Source organism: Enterobacter cloacae complex sp. 2022EL-00981, assembly GCF_028737495.1.
In the GTDB taxonomy this organism is placed as follows: domain Bacteria; phylum Pseudomonadota; class Gammaproteobacteria; order Enterobacterales; family Enterobacteriaceae; genus Enterobacter; species Enterobacter cloacae.
In genome coordinates this window covers 14286-37084 of the sequence record NZ_JAQZRK010000036.1, presented here as the reverse complement: position 1 = coordinate 37084, position 22799 = coordinate 14286, and the positions used below count along the sequence as shown (strand labels likewise).

Annotated in this window: 25 protein-coding genes, 3 tRNA genes and 1 pseudogene; 16 read left to right on the top strand and 13 right to left on the bottom strand. The window is 53.8% G+C overall.

The annotated features are described in order from the left end of the window. Positions 1 to 40 precede the first annotated feature (40 nt). Entirely contained in the window at positions 41 to 820 is a 780-nt protein-coding gene (deoC, locus tag PUZ33_RS22050) for a deoxyribose-phosphate aldolase (protein ID WP_013095489.1), read from the bottom strand. Between the two features lie 262 nt (positions 821 to 1082). On the opposite strand from deoC, the gene PUZ33_RS22045 reads away from it, so the two are divergent. Next, positions 1083 to 2630 (top strand): YjjI family glycine radical enzyme, encoded by a 1548-nt coding sequence (locus PUZ33_RS22045; RefSeq protein ID WP_058681506.1) that lies wholly within the window; start codon positions 1083 to 1085, stop codon positions 2628 to 2630. Further along, a pseudogene (locus PUZ33_RS22040) lies at positions 2605 to 3465 on the top strand (YjjW family glycine radical enzyme activase). The gene PUZ33_RS22045 and the pseudogene PUZ33_RS22040 overlap by 26 nt, the downstream one beginning before the upstream one ends. Here the strand turns inward: PUZ33_RS22040 and PUZ33_RS22035 are convergent. The 8 genes from PUZ33_RS22035 to PUZ33_RS22000 all read right to left on the bottom strand — a co-directional run bounded on the left by PUZ33_RS22035 (position 3460) and on the right by PUZ33_RS22000 (position 9823). Further along, entirely contained in the window at positions 3460 to 4242 is a 783-nt protein-coding gene (locus tag PUZ33_RS22035) for a TatD family hydrolase (RefSeq protein ID WP_058681505.1), read from the bottom strand. The pseudogene PUZ33_RS22040 and the gene PUZ33_RS22035 overlap by 6 nt on opposite strands. Further along, positions 4239 to 5291, bottom strand: coding sequence for a patatin-like phospholipase family protein (locus PUZ33_RS22030; protein ID WP_013095485.1), 1053 nt, complete (start codon positions 5289 to 5291; stop codon positions 4239 to 4241). The genes PUZ33_RS22035 and PUZ33_RS22030 overlap by 4 nt, the downstream gene beginning before the upstream one ends. Positions 5292 to 5411: 120 nt before the next feature. Further along, the gene (locus PUZ33_RS22025; protein ID WP_003856556.1) at positions 5412 to 5573 is read right to left on the bottom strand and encodes a DUF1328 domain-containing protein; all 162 of its coding nucleotides are present in this window, start codon (positions 5571 to 5573) and stop codon (positions 5412 to 5414) included. A gap of 126 nt (positions 5574 to 5699) precedes the next feature. Continuing rightward, on the bottom strand, positions 5700 to 6317 hold the full coding sequence (osmY, locus tag PUZ33_RS22020) for a molecular chaperone OsmY (protein ID WP_013095484.1): 618 nt from the start codon (positions 6315 to 6317) through the stop codon (positions 5700 to 5702). 300 nt (positions 6318 to 6617) lie between these two features. Then, positions 6618 to 8207 carry a peptide chain release factor 3 gene (gene prfC / locus PUZ33_RS22015; protein WP_023621922.1) on the bottom strand — a complete coding sequence of 530 codons (1590 nt, stop codon included), beginning with the start codon at positions 8205 to 8207 and terminating at the stop codon, positions 6618 to 6620. 92 nt (positions 8208 to 8299) lie between these two features. Continuing rightward, positions 8300 to 8977: a pyrimidine 5'-nucleotidase gene (yjjG, locus tag PUZ33_RS22010; RefSeq protein ID WP_020684451.1), complete on the bottom strand. Its 678-nt coding sequence runs from the start codon at positions 8975 to 8977 to the stop codon at positions 8300 to 8302. A gap of 20 nt (positions 8978 to 8997) precedes the next feature. Then, positions 8998 to 9441, bottom strand: a complete 444-nt coding sequence (gene rimI, locus PUZ33_RS22005) for a ribosomal protein S18-alanine N-acetyltransferase (protein WP_013095481.1) — start codon at positions 9439 to 9441, stop codon at positions 8998 to 9000. Further along, positions 9410 to 9823, bottom strand: a complete 414-nt coding sequence (locus PUZ33_RS22000) for a DNA polymerase III subunit psi (RefSeq protein WP_062676633.1) — start codon at positions 9821 to 9823, stop codon at positions 9410 to 9412. Before PUZ33_RS22000 ends, rimI begins: the two co-directional genes overlap by 32 nt. Before the next feature lie 102 nt (positions 9824 to 9925). Here PUZ33_RS22000 and rsmC point away from each other — a divergent pair, with 102 nt between their 5' ends. The 4 genes from rsmC to PUZ33_RS21980 all read left to right on the top strand — a co-directional run bounded on the left by rsmC (position 9926) and on the right by PUZ33_RS21980 (position 11425). Beyond that, complete coding sequence (gene rsmC / locus PUZ33_RS21995) at positions 9926 to 10954, top strand: 16S rRNA (guanine(1207)-N(2))-methyltransferase RsmC (protein ID WP_058681503.1); 1029 nt, start codon at positions 9926 to 9928, stop codon at positions 10952 to 10954. Between the two features lie 151 nt (positions 10955 to 11105). After that, positions 11106 to 11192 (top strand) — tRNA-Leu (locus tag PUZ33_RS21990). A gap of 28 nt (positions 11193 to 11220) precedes the next feature. After that, a tRNA-Leu gene (locus tag PUZ33_RS21985) sits at positions 11221 to 11307 on the top strand. Positions 11308 to 11338: 31 nt separating this feature from the next. After that, positions 11339 to 11425 (top strand) — tRNA-Leu (locus tag PUZ33_RS21980). Positions 11426 to 11467: 42 nt separating this feature from the next. Here PUZ33_RS21980 and PUZ33_RS21975 read toward each other — a convergent pair. Further along, positions 11468 to 11737 carry a DUF1435 domain-containing protein gene (locus PUZ33_RS21975; protein WP_058681502.1) on the bottom strand — a complete coding sequence of 90 codons (270 nt, stop codon included), beginning with the start codon at positions 11735 to 11737 and terminating at the stop codon, positions 11468 to 11470. A 215-nt stretch (positions 11738 to 11952) separates the two neighbouring features. Between PUZ33_RS21975 and PUZ33_RS21970 the strand changes: the two genes are divergently transcribed. After that, a complete protein-coding gene (locus PUZ33_RS21970) occupies positions 11953 to 13017 on the top strand; it encodes a GGDEF domain-containing protein (protein WP_058681501.1) in 1065 nt (354 codons plus the stop codon). Between the two features lie 92 nt (positions 13018 to 13109). After that, on the top strand, positions 13110 to 13898 hold the full coding sequence (gene fhuF / locus PUZ33_RS21965) for a siderophore-iron reductase FhuF (protein ID WP_058681500.1): 789 nt from the start codon (positions 13110 to 13112) through the stop codon (positions 13896 to 13898). 528 nt (positions 13899 to 14426) lie between these two features. Here the strand turns inward: fhuF and PUZ33_RS21960 are convergent. Then, the gene (locus PUZ33_RS21960; RefSeq protein ID WP_013095475.1) at positions 14427 to 15773 is read right to left on the bottom strand and encodes a PTS cellobiose transporter subunit IIC; all 1347 of its coding nucleotides are present in this window, start codon (positions 15771 to 15773) and stop codon (positions 14427 to 14429) included. A gap of 328 nt (positions 15774 to 16101) precedes the next feature. Between PUZ33_RS21960 and PUZ33_RS21955 the strand changes: the two genes are divergently transcribed. After that, entirely contained in the window at positions 16102 to 16560 is a 459-nt protein-coding gene (locus PUZ33_RS21955) for a YbaK/EbsC family protein (protein WP_013095474.1), read from the top strand. A gap of 42 nt (positions 16561 to 16602) precedes the next feature. Here the strand turns inward: PUZ33_RS21955 and bglJ are convergent, their stop codons facing one another. Continuing rightward, positions 16603 to 17238: a DNA-binding transcriptional activator BglJ gene (bglJ, locus tag PUZ33_RS21950; RefSeq protein WP_058681499.1), complete on the bottom strand. Its 636-nt coding sequence runs from the start codon at positions 17236 to 17238 to the stop codon at positions 16603 to 16605. Next, positions 17235 to 17972: a helix-turn-helix transcriptional regulator gene (locus tag PUZ33_RS21945; protein WP_020688833.1), complete on the bottom strand. Its 738-nt coding sequence runs from the start codon at positions 17970 to 17972 to the stop codon at positions 17235 to 17237. The genes bglJ and PUZ33_RS21945 overlap by 4 nt, the downstream gene beginning before the upstream one ends. A 412-nt stretch (positions 17973 to 18384) precedes the next feature. Here PUZ33_RS21945 and PUZ33_RS21940 point away from each other — a divergent pair, with 412 nt between their 5' ends. From PUZ33_RS21940 to dnaC, 7 genes are all read left to right on the top strand, one after another. After that, positions 18385 to 19161, top strand: a complete 777-nt coding sequence (locus PUZ33_RS21940; protein WP_029882175.1) for a threonine/serine ThrE exporter family protein — start codon at positions 18385 to 18387, stop codon at positions 19159 to 19161. Then, positions 19152 to 19625: a threonine/serine exporter gene (locus PUZ33_RS21935; RefSeq protein ID WP_013095466.1), complete on the top strand. Its 474-nt coding sequence runs from the start codon at positions 19152 to 19154 to the stop codon at positions 19623 to 19625. Before PUZ33_RS21940 ends, PUZ33_RS21935 begins: the two co-directional genes overlap by 10 nt. A gap of 67 nt (positions 19626 to 19692) precedes the next feature. Then, positions 19693 to 20334 carry a TetR family transcriptional regulator gene (locus PUZ33_RS21930; protein ID WP_013095465.1) on the top strand — a complete coding sequence of 214 codons (642 nt, stop codon included), beginning with the start codon at positions 19693 to 19695 and terminating at the stop codon, positions 20332 to 20334. Between the two features lie 41 nt (positions 20335 to 20375). After that, positions 20376 to 20828 (top strand): MarR family winged helix-turn-helix transcriptional regulator, encoded by a 453-nt coding sequence (locus PUZ33_RS21925; protein ID WP_013095464.1) that lies wholly within the window; start codon positions 20376 to 20378, stop codon positions 20826 to 20828. Positions 20829 to 20912: 84 nt separating this feature from the next. Next, on the top strand, positions 20913 to 21341 hold the full coding sequence (locus tag PUZ33_RS21920) for an organic hydroperoxide resistance protein (protein ID WP_013095463.1): 429 nt from the start codon (positions 20913 to 20915) through the stop codon (positions 21339 to 21341). Positions 21342 to 21489: 148 nt separating this feature from the next. After that, entirely contained in the window at positions 21490 to 22035 is a 546-nt protein-coding gene (dnaT, locus tag PUZ33_RS21915) for a primosomal protein DnaT (protein WP_045902511.1), read from the top strand. Beyond that, complete coding sequence (gene dnaC / locus PUZ33_RS21910) at positions 22032 to 22769, top strand: DNA replication protein DnaC (protein ID WP_013095461.1); 738 nt, start codon at positions 22032 to 22034, stop codon at positions 22767 to 22769. The genes dnaT and dnaC overlap by 4 nt, the downstream gene beginning before the upstream one ends. Positions 22770 to 22799 lie beyond the last annotated feature (30 nt).

Genomic DNA, 22799 nt, shown 5'->3' with positions numbered 1-22799 from the left:
TGTAGGCCGGGTAAGCGTAGCGCCACCCGGCAATTCAAACTTAGTAGCTGCTGGCGCTCTTACCGTCGCCATGACCCAGCGCTTTCAGCAGGCTTGCCAGCAGGCTGGACGCGCCGAAGCGGTAGTGACGTGAGTCCGCCCACTCTTCGCCGAACAGCTCGTCGGCAATCGCCAGGAACTGCTGCGCGTCTTCCGCAGTACGCACGCCGCCCGCCGGTTTAAAGCCCACGGTTTTGGACACGCCCATATCGCGGATCACTTCCATCATGATGCGTGCGCTTTCCGGGGTCGCATTCACCGGCACTTTACCGGTAGAGGTTTTAATGAAATCCGCACCGGCTTTGATGGAGATTTCGGACGCTTTACGAATCAGCGCTTCTTCTTTCAGTTCGCCAGTTTCGATGATCACTTTCAGCAGCACGTTTGCCGCCGCGCAGGCGTCTTTACAGGCTTTCACCAGGTCAAAGCCCACCTGCTCGTTGCCCGCGATCAGCGCACGGTACGGGAATACCACGTCAACTTCGTCTGCGCCGTAGGCAATCGCCGCGCGGGTTTCCGCCAGCGCGATCTCGATATCGTCGTTGCCGTGCGGGAAGTTAGTTACGGTTGCAATGCGCACGTCCGGGGTACCCTGCTCTTTCAGCGTTTTGCGGGCAATCGGGATAAAGCGCGGATAGATGCAGACAGCGGCAGTGTTGCCCACTGGCGTTTTCGCCTGATGACACAGGGCGATGACTTTTTCATTGGTGTCGTCATCGTTCAGGGTGGTCAGGTCCATCAGTTTCAACGCGCGCAGGCTGCTTGCAGTTAAATCGGTCATAACATTCTCCAACGGCGGTGCCGTATCAATTTTACCTTGCGGGTCTGTGAATATTCTAACATCCACCCGCATTCACACTTCGACATTCATCACAGTTAATGAAAACTACGTACAAATTTGCATTACTGTAATGAGATCTGCTTCAAATTTTAATGCGTGAACTGCTGACGAATGCAGCGATTCCCCTCGTCAGATCAAAAGCCCTGACGGGATGGCTTCCTACAATCCGTTCATCATCCGCAGAACAATCAAGGAAGCGAACATGCCCCACGCCAGCCCCGACGCCCTGCAACAACGTTGCCAGCACATTGTGACAAGCCCGGTATTAACCCCGGAACAGAAGCGTCATTTTCTGGCGCTGGAAGCGGAAAACAATCTGCCTTATCCGGCACTTCCTGAGGCGGCTCGTGCCGCGCTGGACAAGGGATTTATCTGCGACATGTTTGAAGGCCACGCGCCCTATAAACCCCGTTATGTTCTGCCGGATTACGCAACGTTTCTGGCTAAAGGTTCAGAATGGCTGGAGCTGGAGGGGGCGAAAGATCTGGATGACGCGCTCTCGCTGTTAACCATTCTCTACCATCATGTGCCGTCAGTAACATCAATGCCGGTCTATCTCGGTCACCTTGATGCCTTACTGCAACCCTATGTTAGAATTCTAACACAAGAAGCGATCGATAGCCGAATAAAACGTTTCTGGCGCTATCTCGACAGAACGTTGCCGGACGCCTTTACGCACGTCAACATCGGTCCGGCAGATACCCCCATCACCCGCGCCATTTTGCGTGCCGATGCAGAATTGAAGCAGGCTGCACCGAATCTGACGTTTATTTATGACCCGGACGTGACGCCGGACGATCTCCTGCTTGAGGTGGCAAAAAATATCTGTGAATGCAGCAAACCGCATATTTCCCATGGCCCGGTGAATGATAAAATTTTCACAAAAGGCCGCTATGGCATCGTGAGCTGTTACAACTCGCTGCCGCTGGCGGGCGGCGGCAGCACGCTGGTCCGCCTCAATCTGCGGGCGATTGCTGAACACAGCGCGTCACCCGACGATTTCTTCACGCGTATGTTGCCGCACTACTGCCAGCAACAAATGGCCATCATTGATGCCCGCTGCGCGTTTCTCTATCAACAGTCCGGCTTCTTTGAGAATAGCTTCCTGGTGAAAGAGGGGCTGATTGATGCCGATCGCTTTGTACCGATGTTTGGCATGTACGGCATGGCAGAGGCGGTGAATACGCTTTGCGAAAAAGCGGGTATCGACGGCCGTTACGGTAAGAGCGAGCAGGCTAACGCGCTGAGCTATCGCATCAGCGAGCAGCTGGCGGCGTTTGTGGAAAACACGCCGGTTAAATACGGCTGGAAACAACGTGCGATGCTCCATGCACAGTCGGGAATAAGTTCAGATGTCGGTACCACTCCGGGTGCGCGTCTGCCGTACGGCGACGAGCCGGATCCCATCACTCATCTGCTGGCCGTGGCGCCGCATCACCCGCACTACTCCGCCGGGATCAGCGACATTCTGACGCTGGATGAGACAGTAAAACGCAATCCGCAGGCGGTCGTGCAGCTGTGCCTGGGGGCGTTTAAGGCCGGTATGCGGGAATTTACCGCCAACGTAACCGGTAACGATCTGGTGCGCGTGACCGGCTATATGGTGCGGCTGTCGGATCTGGCACAGTATCGCGAAGCCGGATCGCGCACCAATACCACCTGGCTTGGCGAAGAAGCCGCACGCAATACCCGCATTCTGGATCGTCAGCCGCGCGTGATTAGCCATGAACAGCAGATGCGCTTTAGTTAGTCAGGTTATCCCCTTCTCCTGCGTGGACGGGCCGGGCAGCCGCCTGGCCCTCTTCCTGCAGGGCTGTAACCTGCGCTGTAAAACCTGCCACAACCCGTGGACCATCGGGCGCTGCAACGACTGCGGCGACTGCGTGCCCCACTGCCCGCACGATGCACTGAACATTCAGGCCGGGCGCGTCTGGTGGCAGGAGAGTCAGTGCCAGCAGTGCGATACCTGCCTGCATCTGTGCCAGCAGCAGGCAACGCCAATGGCGCAGCGCCTGAGCGTGGAAGAGATCCTCGCGCAGGTCCGTAAAGCCGCCCCTTTTATTGAAGGGGTTACCGTGAGCGGCGGCGAAGCCACCACCCAGTTGCCGTTTTTGATCGCCCTGTTCACGGCGATCAAAACGGATCCCGCCCTGCGCCACCTGACGTGTCTGGTGGACAGCAACGGTCTGCTGGGGTAAACCGGCTGGCAAAGGCTGCTGCCGGTACTGGATGGCGCGATGGTGGATCTCAAGGCCTGGGGAAACGAACATCACCGCGTGCTGACCGGACGCGAAAACCCGCAGATTAAGCAAAGCATTCGCTGGCTGGCGCAGCATCAGCGGCTGACGGAACTGCGTTTACTGGTGATCCCTGAGCAGTGCGATTATCTGGAGCATCTTAAGCCCCTGACAACATTTATCCTCGGGCTGGGGAATGTGCCGGTACGCATTAACGCGTTTCACGCGCACGGGGTTTACGGCGAGGCGGCGTCATGGCGCAGCGCTACACCGGAGGACATCGAGCCGCTGGCGCTGGCGCTCGAAAAACAGCACATCACGGTGATCCGCCCGGCACTTTACCTATAGCGTGATGCCAAACAGCGCGCGGGTATTTTCCAGCAGCGCATCTGCAATCTCCGTTTCCGGCTCCTCACGCAGTTCACACAGCGTGGTAAACACGCGTGCCGCCTGTTCCGGGCGGTTCGGCTGCCCCTGAAAACCGTTTAACGGCATATCAGGAGCATCCGTTTCCAGTAACAGAGCAGACAGCGGTAGCTGTGCCATTACGTTGCGCGTTTTGCTGGCCCGGGGATAGGTAATGGTACCGCCCACGCCAATCTTATAGCCCAGTTCAATAAAACGCTGCGCCTGCTGCAGGCTACCGGAGAAACCGTGCACCACTCCTTTTCGCGGCAGATCGATGCGTTTCAGGTGCATCGCCAGTTTGTCGTGCGTACGTCGTGAGTGGAGGATCACCGGCAGATCGTGACGCTTTGCCAGCCTGAGCTGGGCATCAAAGATCGTCTGCTGGCGTTCAAACTGCGGATTATCGCGATAGAGATCGAGGCCGATCTCACCCATCGCGACCAGTTTGTTTTCGCGGGTTTGCAGCGCCGCATCCAGTACGTCGAGATGTTCGTCCAGATGGTGTTCTATCACTATAGGATGCAGACCCAGCGCGGCGTACAGCGCATCATGGCGGCGGGCGAGATCGAGCACGCGCTCGAATCTGTCCACTTCGATTGCAGGCACAATCATCGCGTGGATACCCGCCTGAGCGGCGCGCTCAATGCTCTGCGTCTCGTCCCCCGTAAACGGCGGAAAATCAAAGTGGCAGTGGGTATCAACAAAGCGGTGCGTCACGCCAGATCCTCGTTATCCAGTAAAGCGTCATTCGCCTGCGGGACATCCACCAGCGGCACGGTCAGCGGATCGTTAGCCACAATCGCAGGCGGCGTAATAATGTGTTTGTGCCGATGCAGCGGCGGTTGCTCTGCCAGCATTTTTCCGACCGTCGCCAGGAAGTAGCGACCGCACAGCCGTCCCGTTTTATAATCTGCACGCAACGCAGGGACACGGCTGCCGAGCGCCATACTGACCAGCGGTTTCGGCGGATAAATTTCAAAAATACGCAGCTTACCCGGCGGTTTTTCGATAAAGCGTTGCATCGCGCCGTAGGTGGTTTCATGCTGCTTCGCGATATTCACCAGCGGCTGCAGACTGCTGTCGCCCAACCAGCGCTCCATCCGTTTAAACCACTGCGGCGTGTAGTACATTTGCGACGGCACAGTGCGGATCACCACAATGGTTTTTGCCCCCCGCCGGGCCGCTTCCTGCACCGGCACCGCGTCACTGATGCCGCCGTCGAGATAGCTGATGCCGTCCAGCAGCGCGCCGGTCCGATAAAAGCCGGGAATGGCGCTGGAGGCACGGATGATATCCAGCCAGTTCTCTTTTTGCGGAGAGAAATAGCCCGGGGAATAATCATCGCCCCGGCTGGCGCACATCCAGAACGCTTTGCCGCTATCAAACAGGCGTGCGGCGGTATCCATCGCCAGCGGCATCTGGCTGGAGGTGGATTCCAGCAGCCAGTCGAGATCGATCAGGTTGCCGCCGCGCACGAAGCGCACCGGGTTAAAAAATTCTTTCGCCGTGGTGTAGCGCATAATGACTTTTCGCGCGTAGCCAGGCTGGTTACAGACATAGGCAGACAGGTTCTGCGCCCCGGCAGACGTGCCGAAGTAAAGGTCAAACGGGTTGAATTGCGCGCGCATAAATTCATCCAGCACGCCGGCGGTAAAAATGCCGCGCTGCCCGCCCCCCTCGCAAACCAGCGCAAGTTGACCAGCACGAAACGGTTTTAACGTCAGCGGCGCAATATTGCCGAGCGTAACGGGAATTCGTTGCCCCACCTCTGCTTTCCTGTTTTGATTATTTTCTCTCTCCACAGTAACGCACCCGACCAGCAACGCAAATAAGAAAAAGCCAGTCATCACGACTGGCTTTTTTTTGTTTAAGGAATATTGCGTTTGCTACGGACGTCTGCGTCCCGTAAACAGGCTCACCAGGAACAGGATGATACCGACAACGAAGACAATTTTAGCTGCCCAGGCCGCTGTACCCGCCAGTCCGCCAAAGCCCAAAGCGGCGGCAATTAACGCGATAACCAGAAATATAATGCCCCAACGAAACATAAGCCTCTCCTTTACCATAGTTAATGTCGGCCGCTAAATATGAGCGCTCAGGTCACTCACCGGCGTTTTTCCAGAGTCATTTTTATTTCGCCCGCAGGGCTGGCCTGTCGGGCGAATCGTGCAGGTTTACTTCGTTTTCAGATCGTTTTTAACGCTTTTCACACCATCAATTGCTTTCGCAATGGATTCGGCGCGGTCAATTTGCGCCTGAGAATCTACCGTACCGGAAAGCTGAACCACACCGTCGGTGGTTTCCACTTTGACTTTACGCGATGGCACGATGTCATCTGCTAAAAGTTTAGCTTTGATTTCGCTGGTCGTAGCGGCATCGCCTGCATAGCCTTTCACCGACGCGTTTTTGCTGTCACGGACGTGCAGTTTGTCACTTACAGACGCAACGCCCTCAACACCCTTCGCCACTTTGACGGCCTGTTCGGCCTGGGCCTGGCTTTCAACAAAGCCACTCAGGGTGACAACTTTTTGCTCGGTTTTTACGGAAATATCGGTGCTCTTGATAGCTTCATCATCTACCAGCGCGGCTTTCACTTTTGCTGTGATCGAGCTGTCATCCATGAAATTACCGACTTTATTCATAGAGCTATCGATTTTTTCCCCTGCGGTATTAGCGGTGTTTTGCGCTTTATCCATGGTGCTGGATTCCGCCAGAGCGGAGCCGCTTACCAGAACGCTACCCAATGTCACCGCCAGCAGAGTTTTAGAAATCTTCAGTCTTGTCATATTCATCGATGTATTCCTGTGTTTTGCCCGTTATTCGGGCTACATACTTCCTTAGTAGTTTTATATATTGCGAATAGATACACGGGCAAAATGGAGAACCTAAAGTCATGCATTGAACAGTTTATTCATCCACGCCCGGAGCTAAACACTGAGTTAAATATAGATCACTCTCACAGAGGTGCTTTCAGTTTCGGGCAAAAAACGAGCAAAAAGCGCGAAAATGCGATGAATTAAGAACATTCCGCAAGGGACTAATAAGACAGGAAATAAAGAAAAGCACGGCGGCTGCCGTGCTCTGAGAGGGGATTAGTGTTCGCGCGTTTTGCGGAACTGTACGTCAGGATAACGTTCCTGCGTCAGATTCAGGTTAACCATGGTTGGGGCGATATAGGTCAGATTATCACCGCCATCCAGCGCCAGCTGAACTTCGTTCTTACGCTTGAACTCCTCGAATTTCTTCACGTCAGCACATTCAACCCAGCGCGCGGTCGCCACGTTGACCGATTCGTAAATCGCTTCCACGTTGTATTCGCTCTTCAGACGCGCAACCACCACGTCGAACTGCAGCACACCCACCGCACCCACGATCAGGTCGTTGTTCGCGATTGGACGGAAGACCTGCACAGCACCCTCTTCGGAAAGCTGCACCAGCCCTTTCAGCAGCTGTTTCTGCTTCAGCGGATCTTTCAGGCGAATGCGGCGGAACAGCTCTGGCGCGAAGTTCGGAATCCCGGTGAACTTCATCATTTCGCCCTGCGTGAAGGTATCACCGATCTGGATGGTGCCATGGTTATGCAGACCGATAATGTCACCCGGATACGCTTCTTCCACGTGCGAACGGTCGCCCGCCATGAAGGTCAGCGCGTCGGAGATCACCACATCTTTACCGATACGCACCTGACGCAGCTTCATGCCCTTTTCATACTTGCCGGACACCACGCGCATAAAGGCCACGCGGTCGCGGTGTTTCGGGTCCATATTGGCCTGAATTTTAAAGACGAAGCCGGTGAACTTCTCTTCTTTCGCTTCCACTTCACGGGTGTCGGTTTTACGTGGCATCGGCTGCGGCGCCCACTCTACCAGACCGTCGAGCATATGGTCGACGCCGAAGTTACCCAGAGCAGTACCAAAGAAGACCGGGGTAATTTCGCCGCTCAGGAACAGCTCTTTATCGAACTCATGAGATGCGCCTTTCACCAGCTCCAGCTCGTCACGCAGCTGTGCAGCCAGCTCGTCACCCACCGCGGCGTCCAGATCCGGGTTATCCAGACCTTTCACGATGCGCACTTCCTGAATGGTGTGGCCTTTACCTGTCTGATACAGATAGGTTTCGTCTTTATAAAGGTGGTAAACACCTTTAAACAGCTTACCGCAGCCAATTGGCCAGGTGATGGGCGCACAGGCAATCTTCAGCTCGTTTTCCACTTCATCCATCAGCTCCATCGGATCACGGATGTCACGGTCGAGTTTGTTCATAAAGGTGAGGATTGGCGTATCGCGCAGACGGGTCACTTCCATCAGCTTACGGGTACGGTCTTCTACACCTTTTGCGGCGTCGATCACCATCAGGCAGCAGTCCACCGCCGTCAGCGTACGGTAGGTATCTTCGGAGAAGTCTTCGTGGCCTGGGGTGTCCAGCAGGTTCACCAGGCAGTCGTGATACGGGAACTGCATCACGGAGGTGGTAATCGAAATACCACGCTGTTTTTCCATCTCCATCCAGTCAGATTTTGCGTGCTGGCTGGAGCCACGGCCCTTAACGGTACCGGCGGTCTGGATGGCCTGTCCGAACAGCAGCACCTTCTCGGTGATGGTGGTTTTACCGGCATCCGGGTGCGAGATAATGGCAAAAGTGCGGCGTTTGGCCACCTCTTGCAGATAAGGAGACAACGTCATAATCAAATCTTCTTATATAAGCGCGACAGCAGGCCGCGCATCATGGAATACGAAAAATGCGGCTATTTTACCCATCAATGGGGGGCAGGCAATCATTGTTTACACAGGAGCTGCTCCAGTTCGTTCAACGACGTTACGGTCCAGGTTGGCTCAATACCTTCTGGCTTCACGCGGCCATGCGCATTCAACCAGACGGTGGACAGACCAGAATTCATGCCGCCCAGAATATCCGACTCCGCGGTATCACCCACCATCAGCACACGGTCGCGATCGGGGTTGCCGGCTTGCGCCAGTGCATAATCAAAAATACGCGGATCCGGCTTCGGCACGCCCACCTCTTCTGAGATCACCAGCGCGTCGAAATGATCGCGCAGGCCCGTGCGCTCAAGGCGAATCTGCTGCAGCGCGGTAAAACCGTTGGTGATGATCCCCAGTTTGACCTTGCCTTTCAGCGAATCAAGCAGGGAAACCGCCCCCGGCAGCGGGGCGCAGATATCGGCCATCGCATTGAGGAATGCCTCGTTTAACGCGCCTGGACTTACATTTAACCGTTCGGCCCAGACATCGAAACGCTGGTGCTGCAGTTGTAACGCGGTGATGGCACCGTTCTGGTAGTCCACCCACAGCGGTTTATTCACCGCCTGATAGTCCTGAAAATCTTCAGCGGTGAAGGTCACGCTATAGTCCAAAAACATCCGCTGTAGACCACCGAACGAATCGAACGTAAAGAGCGTTTCGTCGGCGTCAAAGAAAATCCAGTCCCATTTCATCGTTACAACCTTATTTTTCGTTATCCAATCGGCAGAGCCATAATAATGGCGTCTTCACGTCCCTCTGCGGTCGGGTAGTAGTTACGGCGAATTGTCGCCTCGTTAAAGCCTAAGCTTTCATAGAGCGCGATGGCGGCGACATTTGACGCGCGCACCTCCAGCCACAGAGTGAAAACGTCACGGGTTTCGAGCTCACGAATGAGATGCGTAAGCAGTTCTCTTCCCAGCCCACGGCGTTGAAACGCGGGATCCACCGCGATATTAAACAGCGTGGCCTCATCCAGAACGACCTGGGTTATCGCAAATGCGGCCAGGGTGCCGTCAACGTCCAGGCGGTAGTTCAGATACCGTTCGCCCTGATTGCTGGCGAGTGTCTTTTCGCTCCACGGAAACGCATGGGCGCGTGTTTCAATCGCATACGCCGCAGGCAGATCAGGCGTCGTGAGGGAAGAAATCGTGTTCATATTCGCAGATTTGTTGCCATAGCGCGCTTCGCGCTTTTGGGTTGGCTTTCAGCTCTTCCAGCACGGGGGAGCTGATCTGGCTCCCGGAAAGGGATATGTCGTTTGTCTCGCCCATTCGCCAGCAGTTGCAATGGCTGTCAGGAGGAAGCATGGCGACCCTGTCCGGCGTCAGTTGTAAAACCTGGTCGGCCATCAGCTTCAGGCTGCGAAGGACATCACCAATCAGGGCATCATTCAGGGCAGGCAGTTCTTCCGCCACCATCACCAGACGCACATGCGCAGGGATGGCGATGGCGATTTCACCCTGCAACGCCGTCGGGCGACGCAAGGCCCACTGGGTGATACCCAGCTGCTGCAACTGCCAGTCACGTCGGGATGTCATAGCGAAAACTCCTGTCTCTCAGGCGCGCAAATATAGCAAATGTGTCGAAAGTGCGCCATCTACCTACTATAATCCCCGCCTGAGTTTATTGAGGAACAATTCATGTCTGCATTTACCCCGGCAAGTGAAGTCTTGCTGCGTCACAGTGATGATTTCGAAGAAAGCCGTATTCTGTTTGCCGGAGATATGCAGGATGACCTGCCCGCGCGTTTCGACTGTGCTGAAAGCCGTGCCCACACCCAATACTACCACCACTGGCAGGTGCTGAGCCGCCAGATGGGCGAGCGCGCACGCTTTAGCCTGGTGGCGGAACAGAGTGATGTCGCTGACTGCGACACGCTGATCTACTACTGGCCGAAGAACAAACCGGAAGCGCAGTTCCAGCTGATGAATCTGCTCTCTCTGCTGCCGGTCGGGTGCGATATTTTCGTGGTCGGTGAGAACCGCAGCGGCGTGCGAAGCGCAGAGCAGATGCTGGAAGCGTACGCCCCGCTCAATAAAGTCGACAGCGCCCGTCGCTGCGGCCTGTATCATGGTCGTCTGGAAAACCAGCCTTCCTTTGATGCCGGGACATACTGGGATGCGTATCAGCTTGATGGCCTGACCATTAAAACCCTTCCGGGCGTTTTCAGCCGTGACGGGCTGGACGTGGGCAGTAAGCTGCTGCTCTCCACGCTGACGCCGCACACCAAAGGCAAAGTGCTGGACGTAGGCTGCGGTGCAGGGGTACTGGCCACGGTGCTGGCAAGCCACTCACCAAAAGTCCGCCTGACGCTCTGTGACGTCAGCGCGCCCGCAGTTGAAGCCAGCCGTGCGACGCTTGCCGCAAACGGCTTCGAAGGGGATGTCTTCGCCAGCAACGTCTTCTCGGACGTTACCGGTCGGTTCGACATGATTATTTCAAATCCGCCGTTCCACGATGGCATCGAAACCAGCCTTGAAGCAGCGCAAACGCTGATCCGTGGCGCTGTACGTCACCTGAACAGCGGGGGGGAACTGAGGATCGTCGCCAACGCGTTTCTGCCGTACCCAAAAGTGCTGGATGAAACCTTCGGCTTCCATGAAGTTATCGCGCAAACAGGCCGTTTTAAGATCTACCGTACCGTGATGACGCGCCAGGCTAAAAAGTAATCCACGGGTATTGTTTGCCGGAGAAGTGCCATCCCCCTCCGGCCATTTTTGCAGCAATCAAAACAACGCGCGCATTTTTCTATTGACGTAAAGCTCAAAACATCTAGAATGCGCCTCCGTGGTTACGATACTTTTACAGTATCGATGGTATGCGAAGGTGGCGGAATTGGTAGACGCGCTAGCTTCAGGTGTTAGTGTCCTTACGGACGTGGGGGTTCAAGTCCCCCCCCTCGCACCATAAATCACGTTGATATTGCTCGCACTGGGCGAAGGTGGCGGAATTGGTAGACGCGCTAGCTTCAGGTGTTAGTGTTCTTACGGACGTGGGGGTTCAAGTCCCCCCCCTCGCACCAACGAGGCGATATCAAAAAGTAAGATAACTGTGCGAAGGTGGCGGAATTGGTAGACGCGCTAGCTTCAGGTGTTAGTGTCCTTACGGACGTGGGGGTTCAAGTCCCCCCCCTCGCACCAATTATCTTGCATCCCCTCTGAAGTCCTTCTTGCTATTCCCTGTTATTTCAAACTCATCAGTATCACCAGAATTCCACTGACCAGCGCGACGCATGATGGCAACAAAACAAAGTGCCGTAATTGCTTATGCCAGATCATCGCTGAGGTCATCAGCAGCCCTGACACAATGATGGCTTTCCAGAGATCAATGGAGAGATCGGCAAACATCAGACCGCCGAGGATGGCACCCGGCAGTAATACCCCCCAACCACTTCCTAACACCCGGTTCAACATGGTTTGCCCTTTCGAATCGATAATGATAACCAATATCATATGACAAGCATTATCATTTGTCAGCACCGATAATTAAAAACCGTGGCCGTTTACCTTTCCCGTAATGACAGGCATTGTTTAAGGTGATAAATTGCCCACCTGTTAACTACTCATAAAGTTTCTCTGATAATTACTCGTTGATTTTTTTGCTTCCATTATTGCGAAACAACACCCATTTATCTGTTTTAATTAAATTTTAATAAAAACGCACTACTATGACATCACAATCCTGGCGGTCTTTGGTCAACAGCAAATATCAATTATCGTTACGTTTATTTTTATTTTTGAACGCAACCTCAGCGGTGTTCTCGGTAACAAATCCGCTCTATTCTGTTCAGCTGTTATCTTTCCCCCTGCTGGCTATTTTTACGCTCAGCACCGGATTGCTGCTCTGGCACTGGCAAAAGTGTACCCGCAAGATAAATATTCCTGTGGTTTCAGCGATATTCGGTATTTTATGGGCCTGGCAAATCGCCTTAAAATTTTCGTTAATTACGCAGGATCGGGCGACATATTTGATCATGGCGCTATTAACGGTGCTTTTTATCGGTTCGCTGGCATTCGCCATTAATATCAAAGCGTTTACGCTCCACTCATTACCCGCATTTATTGTCTGCCTGTGGTTAAGCCCCTCTGAACACTGGTTGAGAATGATCTACTCTTTCATTCTTCCGGTCGTGGCTATCGGCGTTCACCACGTACTACAAAGACGTAACGATCGCTTCGCTCAGGAGCTCCTCTCCCGGTTACTGGAAGAACGAGAAACCCTGACCGATCTCAGCATGATGGATCCACTTACCGGCCTGTATAACCGTCGCGGCTTGCAAAGCCGACTGGAGAATCTGCCTGCGGTAGAGAACGGCGAACACTTTGTCCTGCTAATGGATATCGATCACTTCAAAGCCTATAACGACCACTACGGCCATATGATGGGTGACCAGGCGTTAATCCGTGTCTCGGCAGCCATTCGTGATGCCGTACGCTCGCGGGATATTGTGGCGCGGTTTGGCGGGGAAGAGTTTATGGTACTGCTGACGAACATCTCGCTGGAACATGCCCGCCAGACGGCAGAGCGCATTCGTCAGAAAGTGTACGACTTAAAAATCCCCCACATGTTCAATGAGCGCGTCGCGACTAACGTCACCATCAGCATTGGTATTGCCATTTTTGAGAATGAAGACGCAGAAGGCGCGCTGGAAAAAGCAGATAAAGCCCTCTACGAAGCAAAGCATCTTGGGCGGAATAACATTCTGCTCAGCGAAGAGCTACAGGCGGTTTAAGCACAGCATTCTCTCTCCAGGACAAAAGTCTTGCCATCGGTATGAGCAATAGTTAGGATTGGCAATCATTATCATTTAGATTTCTATCTATTATGGCCACTCATACCGTACAGACTGTTGACCCCCTCCTCTGGCGAGCCCGTCTCACCACGGGAGACTCTTCGCTTGCGGAAGCCATACGCGAAAAGATAGCGGCAACCCGTGCCCATCTGCTGGACTTTATCAAACTGGATGAGCCGCATCCGCACCACGCCATGACACTGGCACAGTGGCAGCAGCCGGCAAAACGCCAGTCGCTGCTGGCAACCTATTCTGACCATATCTATCGCAATCAACCCACCCTTACGCGGGAAAATAAGCCCCTGCTCTCTCTCTGGGCGCAATGGTATATCGGCCTGATGGCGCCTCCGCTTATGCTGGCATTGCTCACCCAGGAGACCATGCTGGATCTCTCCCCCGAGTATTTTCACGTTGAGTTCCACGAGACGGGGCGTGCGGCCTGCTTCTGGATCGATCTTCACGAAGACCCAACGGCCATGCATCTTTCTGCCACGCAGCGGATGGAGCGGCTCGTGACCCGCGCCCTGATGCCGGTAGTGAATGCTCTGGAAGAGACAGGTGAGATCAATGGGAAGCTTATCTGGAGTAATACCGGCTATTTAATCCACTGGTATTTGACGGAAATGAAGCCCCTGCTCGGTGATGAGAAGGTGGATGCCCTGCGTCAGTCCTTGTTCTTTACGAAACAGCTTGCGGATGGCCGCGATAACCCATTATTCCGTACCGTGGTGCCGCGTGACGGGCTTCTGGTGCGCCGCACCTGCTGCCAGCGCTATCGCCTGCCGGACGTTCAGCAGTGCGGGGATTGTACGCTGAAGTAGTCAGGACCGGCCTGATGCCCTCACCCTGGCCCTCTCCCACAGGGTTGAGGGATCCCCATAAATAATGCCTGCACAGACGGCCCCCTCTCCCTTTGGGAGAGGGCGGGGGTGAGGGGGAACATACGGCTGTGGAGGTCATTCCGTTCACTTTATGTTCCTTGCTACTCTGTAACGGCATGACTTGTGAACGTGCCAGGGTGGCTCAGTCGCCACCACCCTGGCGACCCGGGCTCCCGGCGGTAAATCGCCGCTTCGCGGTGCCTTCGGCTTATTCCTTCCGGCTTATCGGGGACGGGCGGATGTAACGTCCCTGTAAAGCCGCCCTCTCGGCGCATCCCTGCGCCTCGCCCCGGCCTGCAGGAAACGCCTCAGCGATTTACAGCCGGACCAGGGCATCGCTGAATGTTCTCAGTCATTCTGAGAGCAGCGTTATCGCTTATGGTTAAAAAATTACTGGGAAACCCTCAGCCCACAGGGAGAGGGAACAAACACTAAAAACGGCAACTTATGTTGCCGTTTTGCTTTTACCTAGGCCACCTGCTGATTTTCCGCTTCCGCATTACGCTGCGCTTCTTCCGCTTCCTGCTCCAGCAGCTGCTTCTCGTACACTTTAAAGAACGGGAAGTAGATGATGGCTGAGACACACGCAAGCACCACTACCAGAATGGCCGCGCGGAAATCCCAGCCCAGCGCCCATGCGGCGCCCACAGGTGCGGGTGCTGTCCATGGCACAACAGAGATCACGCGGCTTATCAAATCAAACTTCATTGCCGCCCAGGCCAGCACGGCGTTGACCATCGGCGCCAGCAGGAACGGAATAAAGAACACCGGGTTCATGACGATCGGCGTACCAAAGATGACCGGTTCGTTGATGTTAAAGATGCTCGGCACCACGCTCAGACGTCCGATTGAGCGCAGATGCGCTGAACGGCTGCGCAGGTAGCAGAACACCAGCCCCATTGTCGCGCCCGAGCCCCCAATCACGATAAAGAACGTCCAGAACGCCTCCATAAAGATATGGGGAAGAGGCTGGCTTGCCGCCAGGGCGGTCTGGTTAGCCCCGAGATTGGTCAGCCAGAACATCTGCAGCATCCCGGAGACAATTGCCGCCCCGTGGATCCCTGCGAACCACAATAAATGACCAATCAACACCGCCAGCAGGATGGCAGGCAGAGAATCCGCAGCGGAAACCAGCGGTTTGAAGATTGACATAATGGCCTGCGGGATCAGCATGCCAAACTGAGACTGAATCAACAAACTCAGCGGATAGAGCGTCAGTACAACCACCAGCACCGGGATCAGCAGATCAAAGGAGTTTTTGATCATCGGAGGAACCTGGTCCGGCAGACGGATACCGATATTGTGCGCTTTGAGGAAACGCATCATCTCAACGCAGTAGATTGCTACCAAAATCGCAGTAAAGATCCCCGTGCCTCCCAGGCTGTCTACGGGCAGCGTGCCTTTGGTCTTAGGTGCAGCCACCAACAGAAACGCCATCAGCGACAGCATGGCGCACATGAACGGATCTAACTGATGCGATTTCACATAGTGTTTGCCGAGGTTATAGGCAATGGCCGCACAAATATAGATGGACATAATGCCCATCGTCATATCGAACGGCGTCAGGATCTGGCCTTCAAATTGCTTTGCCATGTCCAGCCAGGCGCGCGCGAAGCCCCAGGTGGTGTCTGGCGAAAACGGTGGGTAAGCAAACACTAACAAAAATGAACCGACAATCATGAAGGGCATCGCGGAGATAAACCCGTCGCGGATAGCCATAACATGACGCTGGGAAGAGATCCGCCCGGCAATGGGACTGACGTAATTTTCAACGAAACGGAATATCAGATTAAACGCAGCATGGTTGGCAGACATAGCAGATCTCCTGTCAGACGTTCGATACGGGCGTTTTCACGCCACACGTTGTTCCATAAATCAGCTTCACAACCTTGCTGGCTCGTGTACCAGCGGTACTGCTCAGACGGAATGGCTTCATAATGTGCTCTTATTATTGGATACAGGGGACGTTACGTCCTCAGTATTAATCTCTGATTCACGCTCTGCAACCGGTTACTGTAACCGGTTTCCGTGAATGTGAAGGCGATCCAGAAATCGGCCATGTAGGATATTTGTTACTTAAGAGATATTTACAGCAGATAAATTCTTATGACAGATTACGCAGGATATTTGTCAGGAGGAAACAATGAGTTTGCAGTCTGTACAGCAGTTTTTTGCCGACAACGCGCCGGATATAGAAATCATTGAACTGAGTCAGAGTACCGCGACCGTTGCGCTGGCTGCTGCCGCTCATCGCGTTGAGCCGGGACAAATCGCCAAGACGTTATCGCTAAAAGTAAAAAATGAGGTGATTCTGGTAGTGGCGAAAGGCGATGCGCGTCTGGACAACAAAAAACTGAAAGATACCTTTGGTGCAAAAGCGCGCATGCTCAGTAGTGATGAAGTGGTGACGATTACAGGCCATCCCGTCGGGGGAGTCTGTCCGTTCGGGCTGGAAAACCCACTTTCTGTTTACTGCGATATTTCGTTAAAACAGTACGCGGAAGTGCTGCCCGCCGCAGGTGCCATCCACAGCGCCGTGCGCATTTCTCCAGACCGGATGGCTGAGCTGACGTCCGCAAAGTGGGTCGATGTATGCATTTAATTGATGTGCCAGAATGTATCTGGCGCATCAAAAAATCACCGATTATAAAAATGCCGGCGAGCCCGACACCGAACAGCGCATGTCTCTTGCCGGAAGATGAGTAAGAATATCCGCCGCATCAAGCAACCCTACGTCAGAATTCACCCCCAGTTTCACCATCGCATTAAACTTGTGCGCGCGGATGGTTTTAATATTGCGTTCAAGTTGTGTCGCGATTTCAGGAATGGAAAACCCGAAAGACATATACCGCAATATCGCCCGCTCCGTTGGGCTTAACAATCTGTTTTGATTGACATACCAGTGGTTCAGCATATTGTCATTGATATGATGCGTCTCTCTCAATAGCACCACCAGCTCCTCCTGCAGGTGGCTCAGCGGTACCGATTTACTCACAATGCCATGCAGACGAGAAGGCGACAGATGGCTTATCAGGCGCGCTTCCATGTCATCAGACGCAAGTACAATTCGCTGAATATCGCTATGGGTGAAAGCGAGATCCCGCAGGGAAGCCAGGCAGTTACGACGCTCTTCACGCGCATCCGAGAGCGAATAGATCACCGAGAAAAAAGAGATATTGGTCAGCGCCTTTTTAAAGCTTTCGAACTGACTGAAGAGGTGCAGTCGATAATGGCTGAGCATCGGCATCGCAAAAAGATGCTGCAGCCCAATGGCACTCATTGTGCAATTTTCGATGACAGCGATATGTCCTGGTGTATCGGTTTTTTCCATTCCTCATACTCTCCATAGGCTGACATTAAACTCAGCTCTCTCATTCCCTGTGCACTGTTAATCCAGGCGTACATATCGGCATTGCTGCGCAGCGACAACCGTCGCATCGCACTGTTTTTCTGCGCACTGATTGTTTTGTTGCTTTTCTTGAGCAAGGTAGCAATTTGGTTAATTCCCCAGCCCTTACCTAGCAGGCGTAACACTTTGCGTTCAGAGTGGGTCAGCGCAACAAACGGTTCGTCTTCGGTTTCCGCCTCGGCGGGTTCAGGAGACAATAACGTCTGGCTTATCCGCTCCGCCCGCTCGCTACCTGCACGAATAGCATTAATCACGCCTTCAATCGGTTCCATTTCTGAAAGCAACGTGCTTTCCGGGCGCATAAGCAGTTCCACTGCAATGGGATAAAGGGGACGAGAGACCATAAAAATCCAGTGAATATCCCGGTATTGGTTCAGTAAGTTGTAATATTCTTCTAACGTTCCCCGGGGTTTCCTGTATTCACCTGAAATATCAGCAATAATGACATTAGCCCGGCGAAGCTGAAGTAACGTTAACTCCTGCAGCGAACGACAATAAGTCAATTCAAATTCTGGGAAATGGTTTGCCATAACGCTGCCTAACCCGTTTTGCATAACGGGTACCCTGCTAATAACTACGCCATGTTTACCATTCAATGACAACATAGACCCTCCGTGTCCATTTTTCATTTGATGAGTAGCGTCTAAACGCATCAAGATTTATGTTTTTTCGTCCCTGAGTGTAGACTGATTAATACAAGCAGAAGATGAGATATGTTCTTAGCTTAAGAAAGGCCTAAAACAACGCTAATATCTCACAAAGCGCAATTAAATTTAATTGCAAGAGCATTAAAATAATGAAAATATAAAATAAGAATAACTTAATATAAATATTCTATATTTCGAATCATATAAATTCATCGCATTTATATTTAAACCTCATTCTCTTTCGCGAACCGGGCTGCAACTGTTTGCAGGAATCTTGATCTGACCCAGAGCAAGGGATACCGCACTCTGTGCTAAAAGTAAGCATCAGGGGCCAACAGGCAAGCGACTCACCAACACTTCGGGACACTACATGCAGGCAGAAATATCGATGCAGCGTGCCACCACGCGGCTGTGTATTCAGTGCGGACTTTTCCTGCTCCAGCACGGGGCGGAAAGCGCCCTGGTCGAGGAGCTTTCGACGCGTCTGGGGCTGGCATTGGGGATGGATAGCGTCGAAAGCGCGATTTCATCGAACGCTATCGTGCTGACCACCATCAAAGATGGCCAGTGCCTCACCTCTACCCGTAAAAACCACGACCGCGGCATTAATATGCATGTGGTAACCGAAGTGCAGCACATCGTCATTCTGGCTGAACATAAGCTGCTCGACCTGAAAGAGATAGAAAAACGGTTCAACCAAATCAAACCCCTACGTTATCCTCGCTGGCTGGTGGTGTTGATGGTGGGGTTATCGTGCGCCTGTTTTTGTAAGCTCAATAAAGGGGGCTGGGACGGCGCGTTCGTGACCTTCTGCGCCAGCAGCATCGCCATGTATGTGCGCCAGGTACTGACGCACCGGCAGTTGCACCCACAAATTAACTTCTGCATCACCGCGTTTGTTGCCACCACGGTGTCGGGGCTGCTGCTGCGCCTGCCGCAGTTTGCCAACACGCCCACCATCGCCATGGCCGCCAGCGTGCTTCTGCTGGTTCCGGGCTTCCCGCTGATTAACGCCGTTGCCGATATGTTTAAAGGGCACATCAATACCGGTCTGGCGCGCTGGGCGATTGCCAGCCTGCTTACGCTGGCAACCTGTATCGGCGTAGTGATGGCCATGACGCTGTGGGGGTTACGCGGATGGGCGTGATAACGTTTCTGCTGGCACTGATGCAGGACATGATCCTGGCCGCCATTCCCGCCGTCGGCTTTGCGATGGTCTTCAACGTCCCGCAGCGCGCTTTGCCATGGTGTGCGCTGCTGGGCGCCATCGGTCATGGCTCGAGAATGATCATGATGACCGCTGGTTTTAACATCGAGTGGTCAACTTTTATGGCCTCCATGCTGGTCGGCAGCATTGGTATTCAGTGGTCGCGCTGGTATCTGGCGCACCCTAAGGTGTTCACCGTCGCGGCCGTCATCCCGATGTTCCCCGGCATTTCAGCCTATACGGCCATGATTTCAGCGGTAAAAATCAGCCACTTTGGCTACACCGAGCCACAAATGATCCTGCTTCTGAGCAACTTTCTTAAGGCCTCATCTATTGTTGGCGCACTCTCTATCGGGTTGTCGATCCCGGGGCTGTGGCTTTACCGCAAACGCCCGCGCGTTTGATGTTTGTGTTATTTCGCTGCCATGGGGATAATCTTTCTATTCCGTTTAGTGACGATAAGGAAAGGATGTGGCAAACCCTGGCAGCGAACTCCCTGAGCACAGTGAAGAATCCAGCCTGAAGGAAAAAATCTTTCAGAGCGCTATCGCCCTTTTTGCCGAATATGGGTTGAACGGCGCCCGCATGGAGCAGATCGCAGAGAAAGCAGGCACCACTAAACGGATGGTGGTTTACCATTTTAAGAACAAAGAAAATCTTTACCTTCTCGTTCTTGAGTACGTCTACACCCGGATCCGCGCCAGTGAAAAAGCGCTCAGCCTTGCAGACATACCGCCGGTTGAAGCGCTGGTGCACCTGGTGGAAGCCACCTTTGACTACCACGCAGACCACCCGGATTACATTCGTATTATCTGCATGGAGAACATGCAGCGTGGTCGCTTTATGCAGCAATCCAGCTACCTGCGCCAGGTCAACCGCAGCGCGCTCGACCTGCTCGACGATATCCTGCGGCGCGGAAAAGAAAAGCAGCTGTTCAGCCAGTCGGTTGACCCGCGGGATCTTCACCGCCTGATCAGCAGCTTCAGCTTCCACTATGTTGCCAACAGCTACACCTTTACGCTGCTGTTTGAAGAGGGAGCAGACGAGCAAGCTCAGCGCCAGCACTACCGGAAAATGGCCGTTCAGGTGGCGCTTCGTTATACCTGCCCATAAAATTGCTTGCAATTATATCGCGCACTATCTATATTCAACTCATGAACGCAAAAACGAACGACACCACCAACGCGCTTCTGCTGGATAACCAGCTCTGTTTTGCCCTCTATTCGGCAAACCTGGCGCTTAACAAGCTGTACCGGCAACTGCTGGCGCCGCTTAACCTGACCTACCCGCAATACCTGGTGATGCTGGTACTGTGGGAGCAGGATGACATTACGGTGTCGGACATCGGTGAGCGGCTGTTTCTTGACTCTGCTACCCTGACGCCGCTGTTGAAGCGTCTGGAAAGCGCCGGGCTGATCAACCGTCAGCGTTCGCGTAAAGACGAACGCCAGGTTGCCGTCACGCTGAGCGATGCGGGACGTGAGCTGCAGCAGCAGGCCTCCGGGATCCCTCACGCGGTGGGATGCGCAGCGCAATGTGACACTGACACCATGCTGGCACTCAAGCAGCAGCTTGAACTTTTGCGACATCAGTTACATCACGCGTAAGGCTATACTTTACGCGTATTTATTTATCCAAATACATCGTGCGCTATTTAATAGCACACACTAACGTAAGATGAGGAACCTGCCATGTCTTTAGAAAAAGTTGTCTACACTGCCAAAGCAAAAGCGACCGGAGGCCGTGACGGCCGCGCAACCTCTTCCGATGGCGTCCTGGACGTCAAACTGGGTGTGCCAAAAGAGATGGGCGGCATGGGTGGCGAAGTGACCAACCCTGAACAGCTGTTTGCTGCCGGCTACTCTGCCTGTTTCCTGGGGGCGATGAAATTTGTGGCTGCGCGCGACAAATTTACGCTGCCAAAAGAGGCCTTCATTGAAGGTGAAGTGGGAATTGGTCCACTGCCAACCGGTTTTGGTATCGAAGCCAAACTGAACATTCACGTTGAAGGTATGGATCCTGCAGAAGCCAAAAAACTGGTGGATGCCGCGCACATTGTGTGCCCGTACTCTAACGCGACCCGCGGCAATATCGACGTGACCCTGAATATCATCGCGTGATAAATGCCTGATGGCGCTGCGCTTATCAGGCCTACGACTGTAGCCCCGGTAAGCGCAGCGCCACCGGGGAAATCCCCTCCATTCCCTCATCCTCTCTGTGCTACCATAAGCCCATATCACGCCCGTAGTAATCAGTAGAGAAAGCGTTATGTCCTCCAGAATTCTGACCACCAGCATTGCTGGTATTGATGCCTTTATGCGCGATCCCCGCGGTGTGTTGACGCACGCCGAAGGCGGAACGCTAGCAGTGTTGGCCGACAACGCCCCGGCGTTTTACGCCATCACCCCGGAGCGTCTGGCGCAGCTTCTGGAGATAGAAGCGCGGTTGTCGCGCCCGGCAAGTGACGTCACGCTCGATAACCAGTTCTTTGAAGAGCCGGGTAACGCTCCCGTCACGGTGCCGATGGGGAAATTTGCCCTGTACGCGGGCTGGCATCCGGATGTGGATTTCCAGCGGCAGGCGGCATTGTGGGGCATTGCGCTGACGCAACCGGCTACCCCTGAGGAGCTTGCCGCCTTTATTGCCTGGTGGCAGGCAGAAGGCAAAGTCTTCACCCACATTCAGTGGCAGCAAAAGCTCGCCCGCCATCTGCAAATTAACCGCGCCAGCAATAATGGCCAGCCAAAACGCGATATCAACGCTTTTTCAGAACCGGATAAACAGATCCCTAATGGATTCCGAGGTGCGAAATGAAAAACGTCGGCGACCTGATGAAACGACTGCAAAAGATGATGCCAGCCAATGTGAAGCCTGCCTTCACAACGGGTGAAGAACTTCTGGCGTGGCAAAAAGAACAGGGTGAGATCCGCGCTGCCGCCCTCGCCCGTGAAAACCGGGCGATGAAAATGCAGCGTACCTTTAACCGCTCCGGTATTCGCCCCCTGCATCAGAACTGCTCATTCGATAACTATAAAATTGAGACCAACGGGCAGATGAACGCCCTGGCCGCCGCCCGGCAGTACGTGGACGAATTCGACGGCAACATCGCCAGCTTTATCTTCAGCGGTAAGCCCGGAACCGGTAAAAATCACCTGGCCGCCGCCATCTGCAACGAACTGCTTCTGCGCGGGAAATCGGTGTTAATCATTACCGTGGCCGATATCATGTCTGCCATGAAAGATACCTTCAGCAACCGTGAAACCAGCGAAGAGCAGTTGCTTAACGATCTGAGCAATGTGGATTTGCTGGTTATTGACGAGATCGGTGTTCAAACCGAATCCCGCTATGAAAAGGTGATCATTAACCAGATTGTCGATCGCCGCTCTTCTTCCAAGCGTCCCACCGGCATGCTGACCAACCACAATATCGACGAGATGACCCGCTTACTGGGCGAGCGCGTGATGGATCGCATGAAGCTGGGCAACAGCCTCTACGTCATCTTTGACTGGGAAAGCTATCGCAGCCGCGTCACCGGTAAAGAGTATTAAGACAGTTCCAGGAATCGCCGCCGGAGCGGA